This window comes from Hungatella effluvii (assembly GCF_003201875.1).
Taxonomy (GTDB): domain Bacteria; phylum Bacillota; class Clostridia; order Lachnospirales; family Lachnospiraceae; genus Hungatella; species Hungatella effluvii.
The window spans coordinates 508,032-524,313 of the sequence record NZ_QJKD01000002.1; the positions used below are offsets into that span (position 1 = coordinate 508,032).

The window sequence follows — 16,282 nt, forward strand, 5'->3', positions numbered from 1 at the left end:
TAGGGGAATATTCGATACAATGTAGACATCTGTAATTACAAGAGACGGGAGATAAGAAGATGATAAAGAATATTGTATTTGATATGGGAAAAGTGCTGGTCGGCTATGACGCGGACAGAGTCTGCGGCCATTACATGGATGACGAAGAGGAGAAAAAGGCGGTCAGCACCAGCGTGTTCGTGTCGCCGGAATGGCTGATGCTGGATATGGGCGTGATTTCGGAGGAAGAGGCTTTGAAACGGATGCAGGCCAGACTGGAAACGGATCATGCGAAGGAGATGGCGGCCCTCTGCCTGGCGCACTGGCATGAGTATAACATGTGGCCTATGGAGAGTATGGGGGAGCTGGTTCGGGAACTGAAGGCGATGGGGTACGGAATCTACCTCTGCTCCAACGCGTCTGAGCGGCTTTTGGAATGTTACCGGATTATCCCGGGCATTGAATGCTTTGACGGAATCCTCTTCTCTGCAGAGGTGAAATGCGTGAAGCCGCAGCAGGAGATGTACCAGCATTTATTTGAAAGGTTCCATTTAAAGCCGGAAGAGTGTTTCTTCATTGATGATATGATGTTAAATATCGAAGGCGCCAGAGCCTGCGGTATGGACGGATACTGTTTTGCGGATGGTGACGAGGCGGCGCTCCGGGCTGCTTTGAAGCGGCTGAACAGGAATGCGGATTAGGGCATGATGGAGACCATGAATGTACAAGACAGAGATTAAAAATATGGATTTGGGCCAGCTGGCGAAGTCCGGCCAGTGCTTCCGTATGCGGCTCGCTGCGGAAATGGAGCATGGCGGAATATGGTCCGCGGCCGCCGGGGGACGGTATGTGGAAGTCATGCAGGATGGGAGCCATTTCCTGTTTTCCTGTGAGGAAGACGAATTTGAAGGGGGCTGGCGTACGTATTTCGATATGGATACGGACTATGAGGCGGTAAAACGCTCGGTGGACCCGGAGGATGAGTACCTGCAGGCGGCCATGGCCTTTGGCGGCGGCGTGCGGATTCTCCGCCAGGATCTGTGGGAGATGATCGTCACCTTCCTGATTTCACAGAACAATAATATTCCCCGAATCCGAAACAGCGTGGACGCACTGTGTGCGAGATTCGGGGAAAAGAAAACCGGTATTGGGCTGGTTTTGGATCTGGAAGGCTGTGTGAAAACGGTGGAGAAGACGTACGACCCGTTTCCGGAGGCAGGGGCGGTAGCGGCGGGAGGTCTGGAAGGGCTTGCCGGCCTGGGACTCGGATACCGGGATAAGTACATATGGACCATGGCGGAGAAATGCAGCGGCCCGGACGGCACAAAGTGGCTGGATGACCTGCGCGCCGCCGACTATCACACGGCTCACGGCATGCTCACGGCAGAATTTGGCATCGGCAGGAAGGTAGCAGACTGTGTCTGTTTATTCGGGCTTCACCACGTGGAGGCATTTCCGGTGGACACCCATGTAAAACAGATTGTGAACACTTATTATCCCGGCGGTTTTCCGCTCGAACGGTATCGGGGATACGCGGGGATTCTGCAGCAGTACATGTTTTATTATAAACTGAACGATAAGTAAGGCAGGGGATCTTATGGAAAAAGAGATGAGTTTTCATATCCTGGGCATCGAAGAGACGAAGGATGAGAACGCCGTGAAAATGGCTTACAGGAAGCTTCTGAAGGAGACGAATCCGGAAGACGACCCGGAGGGCTTTAAGCGCCTGCGAACGGCGTACGAGACTGCGGCGGCATATGCCGCGAATTCGGATGACGAGACGAAACCGGAAAACGGCGGCTGTACGGAGGAAAAGACTGCGGTTGACGCGTGGATGGACCGGGTCGGCGAGTGCTACAGCGATGTATACGACCGCGCCGATGAACAGGCGTGGAGGGAGCTTCTGGAGGATCCGGTCTGTGACGGTCTGGATACGTCGCTGGAAGCCAGAGAGCGGCTTCTGGCCTATCTGATGAATCACGTCTATCTGCCGCAGAAGATATGGAAGCTGCTGGATAAAAACTTTCAGATTGTGGAAGATATCGAATTTCTGGAGGAGAAATTTCCAAAGAATTTTTTGAATTATGTCGAGTATTACGTGGGACATGAGGGCTTCATCCGGTTCGAGTATTTCCGGCGCAGGGGCGCGGGGGAAGAGAATGTGGATGGCTATCTGGACCACTATTTTGCGGTGAAGAAAAAGATGGACAGAAATGAGGTCGAGGGATGCGGGCAGGAACTGGACGACCTGGCGGCGTTTGGTGTCTGGCATCCTTACGAGGAGGTGGAGCGCCTGCGTCTCCTGCTTGCGGAGGATGATGCCGCCGGTGCGGCGCGTCTCGCCGATGAGCTGGAGGAAACCTGCGGCGGTTCCATGAGAAATGACCCTTATATCTGGTCCTATATCGGACGGGCCCGTTATCGGGAAGGAAAAAAGGATGAGGCATATACCGTCTGGACCAGAGTGCTGAACGACTATCCGGACTATTATCAGGCCAAGTCCGGCGCAGTCTCCTGTCTGATGGAGAAGGGGCGGTTCTGGCAGGCCCGGGAATGGATGATGGAGATCCTGGAGCTGGACGGGCGCGATGAGGAGATACTCGGTCGGCTGAAGGAGGCCAATGAGGCACTGATCACAAGGCTTCAGGAAAATCCGGAGTACCATGAAGAGGCAAAGGACATCCCGGCGGAAGAGGGGGCCATTGAGCTGGCCTGGTGCCTGTTCCAGAATGAGAGGCTCGATGAGACGATACGGTATCTGGAGAACTATACACCGGAAGAGGGACAGGAATACAGCTACACTAATCTGTTCGGCCGTGTTTTATATCAGGCGGAGCGCTATCGGGAAGCGCGCCCTTATTTAGAGGAGTGGCTCCGTATGATTACCGAGACCGTGGATGACGGGACGCAGGAGAATCAGAGGCGGAGATCCAGACTGGGGCGGGCGCTCTATATTCTGGGCGGATGCTGTTACCAGCTGGGGGAACAGGAGGACGCGGCCGCGTATGTGGAACGGGCGGCAAAAGAAGCGGACAGCCAGCAGGAGCGTATGGGGTACCGTCAGTACCTCGCCCACATTCTCTGTGAGTCGAAGCAGTATGAGCAGGCGGTGGACGTCTGCGATCAGATTCTGGAGGAAGATGAGAATTACTATCCGGCCTATTTAATCAGGCAGGAAGCGTGCTATGAGCTGAGAAAGGGTCAGCAGGTTGTGGATGATTACCACCGGGCGGTAGGCATTTTCGCCGGATATTATAAGCCGTATCTTTTGGCTGCGCAGGTATTTTTCTATCATGACCAGTTTGAGGATGCCAAGGGAGTCATCGACCGGGCAAAGGAGAACGGGGTGGAGTTTTCCAGCTGCTTAAAGCTGTATGAGGTGAAGATTCTGCGCAATCTGGCGGGGAAGAAGGAGGAGAGGGAGCTTCCCTTAAAGCTTTGCGGGGAGTTAATGAAGGAGATAGAGGGTGAAACGGACATTGAGGATACTTCCGAGGTGGAATTCGAGACGGCCCTCCTTCACTGGGATAACGATGAGTTTCAGGAGGCCCTGTCACACATGGCCGAGGCTATTCGGAAAAATGCGGGCCGGATGCAGTACCGGCTGGTGCGCGGGAACATTTATCTGGATATGAAGAAGTACAATGAGGCACTGACGGAATACGCCGGCGCCGAGGAGGTCTATCGCAGCTCGCCCTCCCTTTATTATAACCGGGGACTGTGCTATGAGGGAAAGAAGATGAAGGTGCAGGCCGCCGAGAACTTTGAAAAGGCGCTGGAACTTCAGGAGGGGTATCGAGATGCCTGCGAGAAGCTGGCGGATTACTACCGGGAAAAATATGAGGATCAGTACAAACGGGCTGATTTTGACACTTCTATCGCCTATATCAGCCGTCAGATCGCGGTTACGGAGAACTGCTACTATCTGGTGCACCGCGGCCTGATCTATATGAACGCCATGGAACTCGACGAGGCCATACGCGACTTCGAAAAAGCGCTCGAGTACGTCCCGGAGGACTGGGCGGCGCATAACAACCTGGGGTGCTGCTATAAGTATCTGGGCCGTTTTGAGGAGGCCATCGGATATTTCGAGAAGGCCGTGGAATATATGGAGGACAGCAAAAGCCTGCTTCCGTACAGCAATATGGCCGACTGCTATGAGGCGCTTGGGGATTACCGGAAAGCGATCGAATGCTATCAGAAGGATCTGAAGCTGTTTCCGGATTACACGTCGTTCTGGAAGGAAATCGGCCAGCTTTACGCCTACCTTGGAGAGTATGACAGGGCGGAGGAGGCCTACGGCCAAACGAAGAAGATGGACGACTACTACAGCCGTATGGGTGATCTGTGGTTTTACCAGGGAAACGATAAAAAGGCCCTGCATTTTTATAAGAAAGGGATTGAGAATGCGGCGGCGGATAAGAAGGCGGAACGGCAGTCCGATTTAGGCCAGGCTTATATGGACCAGCTGCAAAACTATTCGAAGGCGGCGGCCTGGCTGAAACGGGCGATTGCCAGAACGACGGATCACGGCGATTTATTCGACTATGAACGGTATCTTGCGCGGGCGTATTACCTGATGGGCAAATACGGTCCGGCAAAGGAACATGCGAAGGCGGCGCTGGAGCATTTTAAGCAGTCCGGAGAGGGAACAGAGGAGGACTATCTGGCCTACGGCCCCTACAAACCAGCCCGGGAAGGTGTGATGGGCTGGCTGTATCTGGCGATGGGAGAACGGGAGAAGGGCATGGAGCTGTTCGGACAGATGGACCGGGGATACCGGTGCAAGGGCTGCCGCTACCAGGGCTGCTATGAGAAATACCTTTTCCAGGGCTGGTGTTACGAGACCATGGGCGATCAGGAGAACGCGCTTCTCATGTACCGGGAGGCGGCCCGGCTGAATCCCCATTCTATCGCGGTGATGTGTGCGCTGGATAATTTACAGAAGAGGGTGGACAGAAAGAAATGATCATTGGAATCGATTTGGGAACGACCAACAGCCTGGTGGCTTATTATACAGATGAGGGGCCGAAGATCATCCCGAACCGGCTGGGAAGGCGTTTGACGCCTTCCGTAGTCAGTATGGATGTGGAGACTCCCCCTCACATTCGTTCGGCGGAATGTGTGGAGACTCCCCCGCACGTTCGTTCGGCGGAAGGTGAGGAATATCAGATTTATGTGGGGGACTCTGCGGTGGAACGCGGACTGCTCCATCCGGAAAGTACGGCCAGCGTCTTTAAACGCGATATGGGAAGCAGGAAGCAGTTTCATTTGGGCCATAAAAGCTTTCTGGCTGAGGAGCTTTCCTCCTTTGTGCTCCGGGCGCTGAAGGAGGACGCGGAACACTATCTCGGGGAAGAGGTGACGGAGGCGGTGATCAGCGTGCCGGCCTATTTTAATGATGCCAGAAGGCGGGCGACGAAGCGGGCCGGGGAACTGGCGGGCCTTTCAGTGGAGCGGATCATCAGCGAGCCCACGGCGGCGGCTATCGCCTACGGTCTGTATCAGAACCGGGAACACGCCAGATTTCTGGTGTTCGATCTGGGCGGCGGGACGTTTGACGTGTCCATTCTGGAGCTTTACGATACCATCTTAGAGGTGCGTGCCGTGGCGGGCGATAATTTCCTGGGAGGGGAGGACTTCACGGCGGTTCTGGAGGACATGTTCTTCGAGAAATACCGGGAGCTTGACCGCCTGTCCCTGGATGAGAAGACGATTCGCCATATCCATAAGCAGGCGGAGTTGTGCAAGATCGGATTTACTGATGCCAGGAGCTCCTCGATGCACTGTAAGATCGGGGAGGAAATTATGGAATTTACCGTGGAGCTCTCCCGATACGAGGAGGCGTGTGAGGGCCTTCTGGAGCGGATACGGGGGCCGGTGAAACGAAGCTTATCGGACGCCCATATCCGGCTCTCTGATATCGACAAGGTGGTGCTGGTGGGCGGCGCCACGAAGAGTCCGGTTATCCGCCGGTTTGTGAGCCGGTTGTTTAAGATGCTGCCGGACACCAATGTAAATCCCGACGAGGCCGTGGCTCTGGGCGCTGCGATTCAGGGCGCCATGAAGGAGCGTAGGGAATCCATCAAAGAGGTGATCCTGACGGACGTGTGCCCGTTTACCCTGGGAACCGAGGTGGTGCGGGAATGGGAGAAGGGAGTGTTCGAAAACGGCGTGTTCTGCCCCATCATCGACCGGAATACGGTGATCCCGGCCAGCCGTACGGAACGGCTCTACACCGCCGGCGACAACCAGACGAAGATACGCGTCAATGTGCTTCAGGGGGAGAGCCGCTTTGCGGCCAATAACCTGTCGCTGGGAGAGCTGATGATCGATGTACCGGCCGGCCGGGCCGGTGAGGAGGCTGTGGACGTGACGTACACCTACGATATCAACTCGATTCTGGAAGTGGAGGTGAAGGTGGTCTCCAGCCAGAAGCAGGTGAAGGAGGTATTTAAGGGCAGCGATGTGGATATGACGGATGAGGAGATTAAGGAGCGGTTCGAGACGCTGTCCTACTTGAAGATCCACCCGAGAGACCGGGAGGAAAACAAGTATCTGCTGCTGCGCGGTGAACGGATCTATGAGGAAAGCATAGGAGAAAAACGGCTGTATGTGGAGGCGGCGCTTCATAAGTATGAGAAGGCACTGTCCTCGTATGATACGGGTCTTATTGATGAGGCGAAGAAAGAGTTTAAGAAGTTTCTGGAAGAGATTGAGGAACTGTAGAGACAGGGGAAATGCGGCTGAACGGCTGCATTTCCCCTGTGTTTTTCTGGTTAAGCTATGAGATGGCTCCGAGTGCACACTCATCAATTCGCCGGACTACGCCGCTGGTATACGGTTCAAAGTATTTGGGCCAGAAATGCGCCGTAGTGGTAAAGTCAATTGATATATGCTAGAATGGTGTCAACCTGTTAAGGAGGAAAAAACATGAATCGAATTGAGAAAGTGCGGGAAGCCGTTGACGCTGTCCTTTTAAACATCGCCGATGCCGGTGAAAGAAGATGCGGATATATGCATCTGTACGGGGTCTCCCAAGCCTGCGTGCTGATTGCCTTAAAGAGAGATGAGAACGCTGAACTGGCGGCGGTTAGCGGTATGCTTCATGATATTCACACGTATGCAACGATGGATCCCAGGGATCACGCGCATAAGGGATCGGCCATGGCCAGGGATTTACTGAATTCCATGAAGTGCTTCGAGGCCGGGGAGATTGACGTAATCTGCAGTGCAATCTATCATCACAGCAGCAAAGAGATAACCCACGCACCGTTTGACGAAGTGTTAAAGGATGCGGATGTCATGCAGCACTGCCTGTACAATCCTCTGTTTGATGTCATGAAGCATGAAACGGAGAGATTCGGAAAACTGAAGGAAGAATTTGGGCTGACAGGAAGGGAACCGTAGAATTTTTCAGCCATTGGTTCGGAGGAAATACTGAAAAATAGCTAAAAATCCCCTTTGGATTTTGTTACGTATCCGTATTGTGAAACAGTTCCATAAATGGTATGATAATACAGAAGAGGCCGGCAGCATGATGATGCCTGAGCCGGAAATCGATGACAGAGACAAAAATGACAGAGACAGAAGGAGTGGGAAAATGGCAAGTATCAGAGAGGTGGCCAGACTTGCCCGGGTGGCTCCCAGTACGGTCTCCCGCGCACTGAACGGGAGCGGATATGTGGCAGAAGAGACGAAGGAAAAGATCAGGGAAGCCGTGGATGAACTGGACTATGTGCCGAATCAGTGGATACGGAATCTTTATCAGCAGAAGACAGGAATCATCGGAGTCATGGCGCCTGAGATCGTGCATCCTTACTTTTCGTCACTGTGGAGTTTTCTGGAGCTGGAGCTGAACAAATACGGATATAACATGATGCTGTGCAATACGTCCGGCAAGAAGGATATTGAACGGCAGTACCTTGACACGCTGGAACGAAACCTGTTCGACGGGATGATTGTCGGAGCGGCCTTTCTTCCGGATAAATATTATGAGCAGATTCAGAAACCAATTCTGTCTCTGGACCGGATTATCCCGGGAATCCCCCTGGTGACATCGGATCACACACAGGGCGGCTTAATCGCGGCGGATAAGATGCTGGAGAAGGGCTGTAAGAAGGTGCTGAATTTAATCGATCCGCAGGCGAAGACCGTGGCGTCATCCCGCGGTGGATTGAATTTCATCAGGAAGATGCAGGAAGCGGGGGCGGAGGTCATCACGGAGGAGTTCCTGTGGGATGATGTCATCCACTACCCCAGAAGCATTCAGCGGACCAGAGAGATTCTGGCAGAATACCCGGGGCTGGACGGAATTATGGCCAATGACCTCTGTGCGTCGTCATTTTTAAAGACCGCAAGGGAGCTGAATATCAAAGTGCCGCAGCAGCTTAAAATCATAGCATACGATGGGACATACATTACTGACTTTAATTACAGGACGATCGCGTCGATCCAGCAGGACGTGGCCCTGATTGCAAAGGAGGCCGTCCAGGTACTGGTAAAGCTGATTAATGGGCAGCCGCTGGCGAACGAGGCGGTCTACGTGCCTGTGAGCTATAAAGAGGGGGATACGATATAGAAGGTGATCAGTGGAAATCTGATTTAAACCGCGTCTGGCCGGGAAACGGAAGTTTCCGGAAGCAGGCGCGGTTTTTAGATACAGGATGGGGAAGCAGGCACACGTAAAATATAGATCAGGAGGCCTTTTTTTGTAAATGTGCAATAAAATGACTGTATAAATTTAGTAAAAATGATGATTGTAGGAAAAATGTAAAAAAGTACTTGAAAAAATGCTTCGAAAGTTGTATATTAAGCACATGGAACAGTTCCACATATTGTGGAACTTTAAAAATAGGAAAATATGGAACAGTTCCATATTAGAAAATCACTCCACCGGATTCATGGTAAATTTATGATACCCGAAGAAACAGGGCACGCTGAGTGGAGATGACATGTATCGCACACAAGTGACCACAAGAAGGTCACTGGGCGCTCATAACAAGGAGGATATTTTTATGAAGGCAAAAAGAACAGCGGCACTCGGTCTGGCAGCAGTAATGGCGGCATCACTTCTTTCCGGATGCGGCGCAGGGGGCGGCAAATCGGCAAAAACAGAGATTACGATTTACCAGAGCAAGATTGAAGCAAACGAGGGTTACAAAAAGGCGATCGCAGCTTACGAGGAGTCCCATCCGGATGTGAAGATCAATCTGGAAGCAGTAACCGGCAACGACTTCGCAGCCTCCTTAAAGGCAAAGATGCAGTCCGATCCGCCAACCATCTTTTCCGTCGGCGGTTTCCAGGATTTAAAGGACTACGGCGATATTCTGGAGGATATCTCAGATCTGGAGGTGCTTAAGAATGCGCTGCCGGGAACCACGGATATGTTTACAAAGGATGGCAAGGTGCTTGCGGTTCCGCTTTATATGGAAGGATATGGATTTGTTGTGAACCGTCAGATGTTTGAGGATGCGGGCGTCGATTTTGAATCCATGATGACGTTTGAGGGCATGAAGGCCGGTTTCGATACGCTGAAGGCGAAGATCGACAGCGGCGAGATGAAGGAGAAGTATCCGAATCTGGAAGCGGTTATGGAATATCCGACCAAGGAGCTCTGGATCGCAGGCGACCACGATGTGAACGTGGCGTTGACTCACGACTTTGATACGGCAAAGACTGCTTACGACTCCGCAACTCTTCCGGGCACCGGTTTTGCCGACTATAAGACGATGGTTGATTTCCAGGCCAGCTACACCACCAACGCGGAAAATACCGCAAACTTAAACTCCGTTGATTATACTGCTTCCCTGGAAGGCGGACTGGCAATTGAGCGTGTGGCTTCCATCAAGCAGGGCAACTGGATCGCACCGGCAGTAGAGACGACGGATCCGGAAGTGCTGGCAAAGCTGGATATGCTTCCATACTCGGTTCCGGGATACTCAGACGGCAAGTATTTCGTGGGCGTGTCCGGCTACTGGGCCATCAACAGCAAGGTTACCGACGAGCAGAAAGCTGCGGCTAAGGATTTCATCAACTGGTTATATTCTGATCCGGCAGGACAGAAGATTGTAGTGGAAGATTGTAAATTCGTTCCTCCGTATGACAACTTCGGCGATTTAAAGGCAGGTGATCCCCTTTCTCAGAGAATCATGGATGCCAACGAGGCGGGAGATACCATGAACGGATGGGTATACAGCGGAGCTCCCAATACATGGGGACAGCAGGCAGCAGGCGTTGAAGTGCAGAAGTATTTAGCCGGACAGGCGACATGGGATGAAGTGACGGAGAGCAGCATTAAGCAGTGGGCGTCCATGCGCGAGTCTCAGAAATAGGATTCCCGGAAAGAGGAAGGTGTAAAATGAAAAAGAGCAAAGCAAGATTCTGGATATTTCTGGCCCCTGCATTGATTTCTTTTTCCCTGGTTGTTTTGATTCCAATGCTGATTGGCTTCTTTTACGCCTTTACAGACTGGAACGGAATCGTGGGAAGTGAAATTACATTCGTAGGTTTTCGGAATTTCATTGAAATATTTACAAGAGACAGTTCCTTCATGCACGCGTTTGGCTTTACTGCGCTGTTTTCCATCTGTGCAGTGGTGCTGGTCAATATCGTCGGATTTGCCCTGGCGCTTCTGGTGACACAGAAGTTCCGCGGTGCGACGCTGCTTCGCGGCATCTTCTTCATGCCGAACCTGATCGGCGGCCTGCTGCTGGGCTTTACCTGGCAGTTCATCTTCGTCTCTATTTTCGGAGCCATCTCCAAGGCGACCGGATGGCAGGCACTTAACGGATGGCTTGCCGACCCGGTCACCGGATTTGTGGGACTTCTGATCCTGACTGTATGGCAGTTATCCGGCTATATGATGATTGTGTATATCGCGCAGATTCAGCAGATTCCAGAGTCCGTGAAAGAGGCGGCCCGTATCGACGGCGCCGGTTACAAGGATATGTTAAAGAGCATTATCATGCCGCTTATGATGCCGGCATTTACGATCGGCCTGTTCTTATCCATCTCCAACTCGTTTAAGATGTTTGATCAGAACCTGGCGCTGACTCAGGGCGGCCCTTATAAATCAACGGAAATGCTGGCGCTGAACATCTACAACTCCGCATTTGGGGCCAATGAGTTCGGATTTGCACAGGCAAAGGCAATTATCTTTATGATCGTGGTGGCAGCCATCGGTGTTACACAGCTGGTGCTCACAAAGCGGAAGGAGGTAGAGATGTAATGGCAGAGACGAAGAATGTAAAACGTGATTCCAAAGGTGCTCAGAGAATTATTATGGGAGCTGCCGGACTTTTTCTCGGTTGTCTGTTCCTGTTCCCAATCTATATTCTGGTTCTGAACTCATTTAAGAATACGAAGGGAATCTTTACCGATGTCATCGGATTCCCGAACGCGGCTACCTTTACACTGGCAAACTACCCCAATGCGTTTGAGGCTCTGGAGTACATCAGATCTTTTATGAACTCCCTGACAATCACGGTGATCGCAACAGTTCTGATCCTGCTGATCTCAGCTATGGCGGCGTGGGTTTTAGTCCGGTATAAGACAAAGACCAGCAAGATTATCTTCTTCCTGTTCGCGGCCTCCATGCTGATCCCGTTCCAGTGCGTGATGCTTCCGCTGGTGGGATTTGCCAGCCGCATCGGAATCATGAACCCACAGGGGCTGATCTTCATGTACATGGGCTTCGGCAGCAGCATGTCCATCGTTATGTTCCACAGCTTCATCAAGAACATTCCGGAGGAACTGGAGGAGGCGGCTACCATCGACGGATGCGGTTCCTTCCGGCTGTTTTTCTCCATCGTGATTCCGCTTATGAGAACGATTTTAATCACGGTTGCGGTGCTTAATGTGATGTGGATCTGGAACGATTATCTGCTTCCGTCCCTGATTATCAACAAGCCGGGCTGGCAGACACTTCCGCTGAAGACCTACCTCTTCTTCGGACAGTTTGCAAAGCGCTGGGATTTAGCGTCCGCAGGACTGATCATGTGTATCATACCAATTATCATCTTCTATCTGTGTTGTCAGAAGTATATTGTTAAGGGCATTACGGATGGCGCGATCAAATAAATAGTAACTCATTAAAAGGAGAGAATTATGGCGGCAGAATGGTGGAAAAAGGCAGTAGTCTACCAGATTTATCCCAGAAGCTTTAAGGACAGCAATGGAGACGGAATCGGGGATTTAAACGGCATCACGGAAAAGCTGGATTATCTAAAGGAACTGGGAGTGGATGTGATCTGGGTCAGCCCGATGTATTGTTCTCCCATGGATGATAACGGATATGATATCTCTGATTACTATAAGGTAGACCCGATGTTTGGCACGAATGACGACATGGACCGGCTTCTGGCCGAGGCGGAAAAAAGGGGCATGAAGGTGATCCTGGATCTTGTGGTCAACCACTGTTCCGACGAACACCAGTGGTTTGTAAAGGCGAAGCAGGACCCGGACTGTGAGGAAGCAGGATACTTCTACTTTAGAAGGAAGGAAGACGGCGGAGAGCCGAACAACTGGAGGTCCAATTTCGGCGGCTCCGTGTGGACGGAGCTTCCGGATGGGCGGTGGTATTTCCATACGTTTTCCAAAAAACAGCCGGATTTGAACTGGGAAAACCCGAAGCTGCGGGAGAAAATCTATGAGATGATCAACTGGTGGCTGGAGAAGGGCGTGGCCGGATTCCGGGTGGATGCGATCACCTTCATCAAGAAAGACTTAACCTTTGCTTCCAGGGAGACGGAGGACGGCCTTCGCTACCCGATTGAAAATCTGACGGACTATCCGGGAATCGGGGACTTCCTGGCGGAAATGAAGGAGAAGTGTTTCGACCTGCACGACTGTATGACTGTGGCGGAGGCCCCGGGAGTGGGAGAAGAAACGTTCCGCAGATATGCCGGAGAGCATGGGTATTTCTCCATGATCTTTGATTTTACCTGGGAGAACATGGAAGGCGAGGCGGACAAATCTTCCGTGGAAGCCGTGGAGCGGTGGAAACAGAGAATTTTAAAGAGTCAGCGGTTTACCAGCGAGATTGGCTGGAACGGGCTGTTTCTGGAGAATCACGACCAGTCCCGCTGTGTCAACAAATACCTGGAAAAAGATCAGATTGGATATGCAGGCGCTTCGGCCATGGCTGTCATGTATTTCTATCTCTACGGGACCCCGTTTATCTATCAGGGGCAGGAGATCGGCATGACCAATGCGGTGTGGAACTCCATCGAGGAGATGGACGATGTGCGTGCAAAGGGAATGTACCGGGAGGCCCTGGAGCAGAAGAAGGATCCACAGAAGGTCCTGGAATACTTTGGAGAACTGGGCCGCGACAACGCGCGGACTCCGATGCAGTGGTGCAATGAAAAGAACGCCGGATTTACAGAGGGAACGCCGTGGCTGAAGGTGAACGAAAACTATCAGGACATCAACGTGAAAGCGCAGGAAGCGCGCGATGATTCCCTTCTGGCCTTTTATAGGAGGCTGACTGCGCTGCGCCATCAGGAACCGTATGCGTCCGTGTTTGCGGAAGGCACGGTCCGGCCGGTGATGGAAGAGCTGCCTGCGGTGATCGCCTATGAAAGGGAATGGAACGGGCGGACCGTAACTGTGGCTGTGAACTTTAAAAAGACGGAGCAGGAAATCCCGGCGATTAACGGGGCTTTGTCTGCGGCGGGGAATCCTACGGAAGGAACTTGCCTGCTGAGCAATGAGGGAGAGCCGGAACGGATCGGAGAGAGGTATTTGCTGAAGGCTTACCAGGCGGTGGTGTTCGATGGAAAAATGGTATAAATGATCAGACGTGGAATTCCGTCTGTGACAGAAGAAAGTGCTGCCCGTTATCGGACAGCACTTTTTGGCGTTCTGAATACCTCGAATCGTTCTTTTTGATTCCAGAAGGTATCCTTCCGGCAGTAAATCAGCAGCAGCAGCCCTGTAACGGCAAGGCATGCAGTTTCCGATACCAGCGGAGACCACCAGATTCCTGCTCCTCCAAAGATTCTCGTCATGACGATGAGGCAGCCTGCCATCAGGACAAGGCCGCGGCCGGCGGAGATGACGAGAGCCTCGGCGGCCCGCTCGACAGAGGTAAAGTAGCCGCTGACCGCGATGTTGAAGCCAACCAGCAGGAATGAGGCTGCGAAGATGCGGAACGCAGTCACGGAACTGTCGCGCAGAGCCTGCAGTTCTGGTCCAATGAAAATATCCACGATACTGCGTGCCAGGATGAAACAGGCGGCGAACGATACGGTACACACCACGCCGGCAGCCACAAGACTGTAGCGGAACAGCGACTTGCATTTATCAAGACTTTTCTGTCCGTAGTAATAACTGATCAACGGCTGCGCTCCCTGTGCGATACCGGTAGCGGACAGTACAACAATGTTATTGACATAGGAGATGATGGTGTAGCTGACCAGCGCATCCTGAGTCAAATACATCAGGATGACCTGATTGAATAGAAAGGTCACCATACCGGAGGACATCTCCGTAACACCGGAAGAAAAGCCGTTGCGCATCTGCCGGACCAGGATACTGAAATCAGGCTTAAAGCGTTTGAAGCTCAAAACGCCTTTCCCACTCAGAAAATGGTGCAGGTACAGAATAATTACCGTGGCCTGGGAGAGGCTGGTTGCAAAGGCGGCGCCCTGAATCCCTTTGTGAAGCACCATGACGAAAAACCAGTCCAGAATGCAGTTTTCCACAGCACCAAAAATAACAATCAAAGTTGCTTTTTTCGGGTAACCATCGGTCTTCAATAAAATTTCGAAAGAGTAGGAGAGCAGGTAAACGCAGGAAAACGGTGCAATCCAGGTTATGTATTGGATTACGTAATCGGCAGTCTGCTGGTTCGGCGCTCCTAAAAAACGGGCAAAAGACTCCCGGTTTAACATGACCAGAAGCGCAATCACCAGAGAAAAGATTACCTGTAGAACAATATTCTGTGTAAATACCTCGCAGGCCCGCTGATGGTGGTTCTCCCCCAGCAGTATCGAGACAATGGTGGAAGCTCCCACTGCAAACAGAAGGGAGAGCGCAAAGAGAAACGCAACAAACGGATAGGATAAATTTACCGCGGTAAGTGCGATTTCGTTGACCCCTTTTGCCACGAACATGCCGTCTACCATGGAGTAGAGTGAATAGACCCACTGCGCAAGAATGGATGGAATGATGTACCGGATAAAGTTGCTTTTTAAAGATTTGCCGTCCAGATTCATACTATAACCTCGCTTTTTTACTTGAAAATATTGCCAAAAATTTTGTGCTTTCAGTATAAACCCTGGTATTGTCCCAGAGTCAAGCCTTAAAGAAGGGCCTTGATAATATTTTGTAAAAACCGAAATTCTGTGATAGAGTAAGAGCAGAATTGCCAAATGTACAAAATGCAGATAGGGGGATTGTTTACATGGAACCAGACAAAGGAAAATATCGAATGACAAAGGAGAGGTATTATACCATAGGGGAAATCGCCAAAATGTATCATCTGGGAGTGGATACGCTTCGTTACTACGAGGAGAAAGGGATCCTGGAGCCGATTCGCGGCCAGAATGGATATCGTTATTATGACAGTCAGAGTATCTGGAGAATGAATGTAATAACGAATCTTAGAAATCTCGGTTTCTCGGTGCCCCGAATCAGGGATTACTTTCAAAATCATACTGTGGAGACGACTCAGGAGCTGCTTTATGAGGAGCTGGGAGTGATTGCCGAAAAAATAAATGAATGGACGAATCTGCAGAAAATGGTACAGGAGCAGGTGAGAACCATCAGACAGGCCCAGGCACTTGAGATTGGAAAAGTGAGGTCTCTGGAATTAGAACCCAGAAAGGCCTTTGAGATCCGTAAGGATTACAGTACAGACGAAGATATGGATCTTTTGATGATGCAGCTTCTGGAGCAGAATCACAGAAAACTTTATATGATTGGAAATAACCGGATGGCTTCCGTGATGTCTGAAAATGGCGATCATGCGCTTTTTGAGAGTGCGGTCATGTTTGATGAGGAGGGAGACATTGACATACCCGGAGGGACCTATTTATCGGTCTGCTACCATGGGGTGACAGACAGCCGCCGCCAGGCCGATATTATAAGGGCATACGCCTCCGAACATCGTATTGTCCTGAAACCGCCATTTATGGATCTGATGTGGATCGATGTCCATATATCCGCGGATCCGGCTGAATATATTTCGGAGGTGCAGGTCCGGGCTGAATGGAAGCAGGAGAAATAGAATAAACCGGAGGGAAAGTATAAGAGAATGCAGCAGACGTGTTTAGATATCATGACATGTCTGCTGCAT

At 51.5% G+C, this 16,282-nt stretch carries 12 protein-coding genes; 11 read left to right on the forward strand and 1 reads right to left on the reverse strand.

Annotation, left to right across the window (positions count from 1 at the left end; all coding sequences use genetic code 11):
• Positions 1–59 precede the first annotated feature (59 nt).
• The 10 genes from DFR60_RS05485 to DFR60_RS05530 all read left to right on the forward strand — a co-directional run bounded on the left by DFR60_RS05485 (position 60) and on the right by DFR60_RS05530 (position 13,773).
• Positions 60–680 carry an HAD family hydrolase gene (locus tag DFR60_RS05485; RefSeq protein ID WP_110321977.1) on the forward strand — a complete coding sequence of 207 codons (621 nt, stop codon included), beginning with the start codon at positions 60–62 and terminating at the stop codon, positions 678–680.
• A 19-nt stretch (positions 681–699) separates the two neighbouring features.
• A complete protein-coding gene (locus DFR60_RS05490; protein WP_110321978.1) occupies positions 700–1,563 on the forward strand; it encodes a DNA-3-methyladenine glycosylase family protein in 864 nt (287 codons plus the stop codon).
• Positions 1,564–1,576: 13 nt separating this feature from the next.
• Complete coding sequence (locus tag DFR60_RS05495; protein WP_110321979.1) at positions 1,577–4,948, forward strand: tetratricopeptide repeat protein; 3,372 nt, start codon at positions 1,577–1,579, stop codon at positions 4,946–4,948.
• On the forward strand, positions 4,945–6,708 hold the full coding sequence (locus DFR60_RS05500) for an Hsp70 family protein (RefSeq protein WP_110321980.1): 1,764 nt from the start codon (positions 4,945–4,947) through the stop codon (positions 6,706–6,708). Before DFR60_RS05495 ends, DFR60_RS05500 begins: the two co-directional genes overlap by 4 nt.
• Positions 6,709–6,912: 204 nt before the next feature.
• The gene (locus DFR60_RS05505; RefSeq protein ID WP_110321981.1) at positions 6,913–7,389 is read left to right on the forward strand and encodes an HD domain-containing protein; all 477 of its coding nucleotides are present in this window, start codon (positions 6,913–6,915) and stop codon (positions 7,387–7,389) included.
• Between the two features lie 127 nt (positions 7,390–7,516).
• Positions 7,517–8,560: a LacI family DNA-binding transcriptional regulator gene (locus tag DFR60_RS05510; protein ID WP_243004978.1), complete on the forward strand. Its 1,044-nt coding sequence runs from the start codon at positions 7,517–7,519 to the stop codon at positions 8,558–8,560.
• 436 nt (positions 8,561–8,996) lie between these two features.
• Positions 8,997–10,313, forward strand: coding sequence for an ABC transporter substrate-binding protein (locus tag DFR60_RS05515; RefSeq protein WP_110321982.1), 1,317 nt, complete (start codon positions 8,997–8,999; stop codon positions 10,311–10,313).
• Positions 10,314–10,339: 26 nt separating this feature from the next.
• Positions 10,340–11,209, forward strand: a complete 870-nt coding sequence (locus tag DFR60_RS05520) for a carbohydrate ABC transporter permease (RefSeq protein ID WP_110321983.1) — start codon at positions 10,340–10,342, stop codon at positions 11,207–11,209.
• On the forward strand, positions 11,209–12,060 hold the full coding sequence (locus tag DFR60_RS05525) for a carbohydrate ABC transporter permease (RefSeq protein WP_110321984.1): 852 nt from the start codon (positions 11,209–11,211) through the stop codon (positions 12,058–12,060). The genes DFR60_RS05520 and DFR60_RS05525 overlap by 1 nt, the downstream gene beginning before the upstream one ends.
• Before the next feature lie 27 nt (positions 12,061–12,087).
• The gene (locus DFR60_RS05530; protein WP_110321985.1) at positions 12,088–13,773 is read left to right on the forward strand and encodes an alpha-glucosidase; all 1,686 of its coding nucleotides are present in this window, start codon (positions 12,088–12,090) and stop codon (positions 13,771–13,773) included.
• 47 nt (positions 13,774–13,820) lie between these two features.
• On the opposite strand, the gene DFR60_RS05535 is transcribed toward DFR60_RS05530, so the two are convergent.
• Entirely contained in the window at positions 13,821–15,200 is a 1,380-nt protein-coding gene (locus tag DFR60_RS05535; RefSeq protein WP_110321986.1) for an MATE family efflux transporter, read from the reverse strand.
• A 188-nt stretch (positions 15,201–15,388) separates the two neighbouring features.
• Here DFR60_RS05535 and DFR60_RS05540 point away from each other — a divergent pair, with 188 nt between their 5' ends.
• Entirely contained in the window at positions 15,389–16,213 is an 825-nt protein-coding gene (locus DFR60_RS05540) for a MerR family transcriptional regulator (protein ID WP_110321987.1), read from the forward strand.
• The last annotated feature ends 69 nt before the right edge of the window (positions 16,214–16,282 follow it).

Bases quoted from the DNA above. Each gene is read 5' to 3' on its own strand.
- DFR60_RS05485 (WP_110321977.1), top strand. From the start codon at position 60: ATGATAAAGAATATTGTATTTGATATGGGAAAAGTGCTGGTCGGCTAT.
- DFR60_RS05490 (WP_110321978.1), top strand. From the start codon at position 700: ATGTACAAGACAGAGATTAAAAATATGGATTTGGGCCAGCTGGCGAAG.
- DFR60_RS05495 (WP_110321979.1), top strand. From the start codon at position 1,577: ATGGAAAAAGAGATGAGTTTTCATATCCTGGGCATCGAAGAGACGAAG.
- DFR60_RS05500 (WP_110321980.1), top strand. From the start codon at position 4,945: ATGATCATTGGAATCGATTTGGGAACGACCAACAGCCTGGTGGCTTAT.
- DFR60_RS05505 (WP_110321981.1), top strand. From the start codon at position 6,913: ATGAATCGAATTGAGAAAGTGCGGGAAGCCGTTGACGCTGTCCTTTTA.
- DFR60_RS05510 (WP_243004978.1), top strand. From the start codon at position 7,517: ATGATGATGCCTGAGCCGGAAATCGATGACAGAGACAAAAATGACAGA.
- DFR60_RS05515 (WP_110321982.1), top strand. From the start codon at position 8,997: ATGAAGGCAAAAAGAACAGCGGCACTCGGTCTGGCAGCAGTAATGGCG.
- DFR60_RS05520 (WP_110321983.1), top strand. From the start codon at position 10,340: ATGAAAAAGAGCAAAGCAAGATTCTGGATATTTCTGGCCCCTGCATTG.
- DFR60_RS05525 (WP_110321984.1), top strand. From the start codon at position 11,209: ATGGCAGAGACGAAGAATGTAAAACGTGATTCCAAAGGTGCTCAGAGA.
- DFR60_RS05530 (WP_110321985.1), top strand. From the start codon at position 12,088: ATGGCGGCAGAATGGTGGAAAAAGGCAGTAGTCTACCAGATTTATCCC.
- DFR60_RS05535 (WP_110321986.1), bottom strand. From the start codon at position 15,200: ATGAATCTGGACGGCAAATCTTTAAAAAGCAACTTTATCCGGTACATC.
- DFR60_RS05540 (WP_110321987.1), top strand. From the start codon at position 15,389: ATGGAACCAGACAAAGGAAAATATCGAATGACAAAGGAGAGGTATTAT.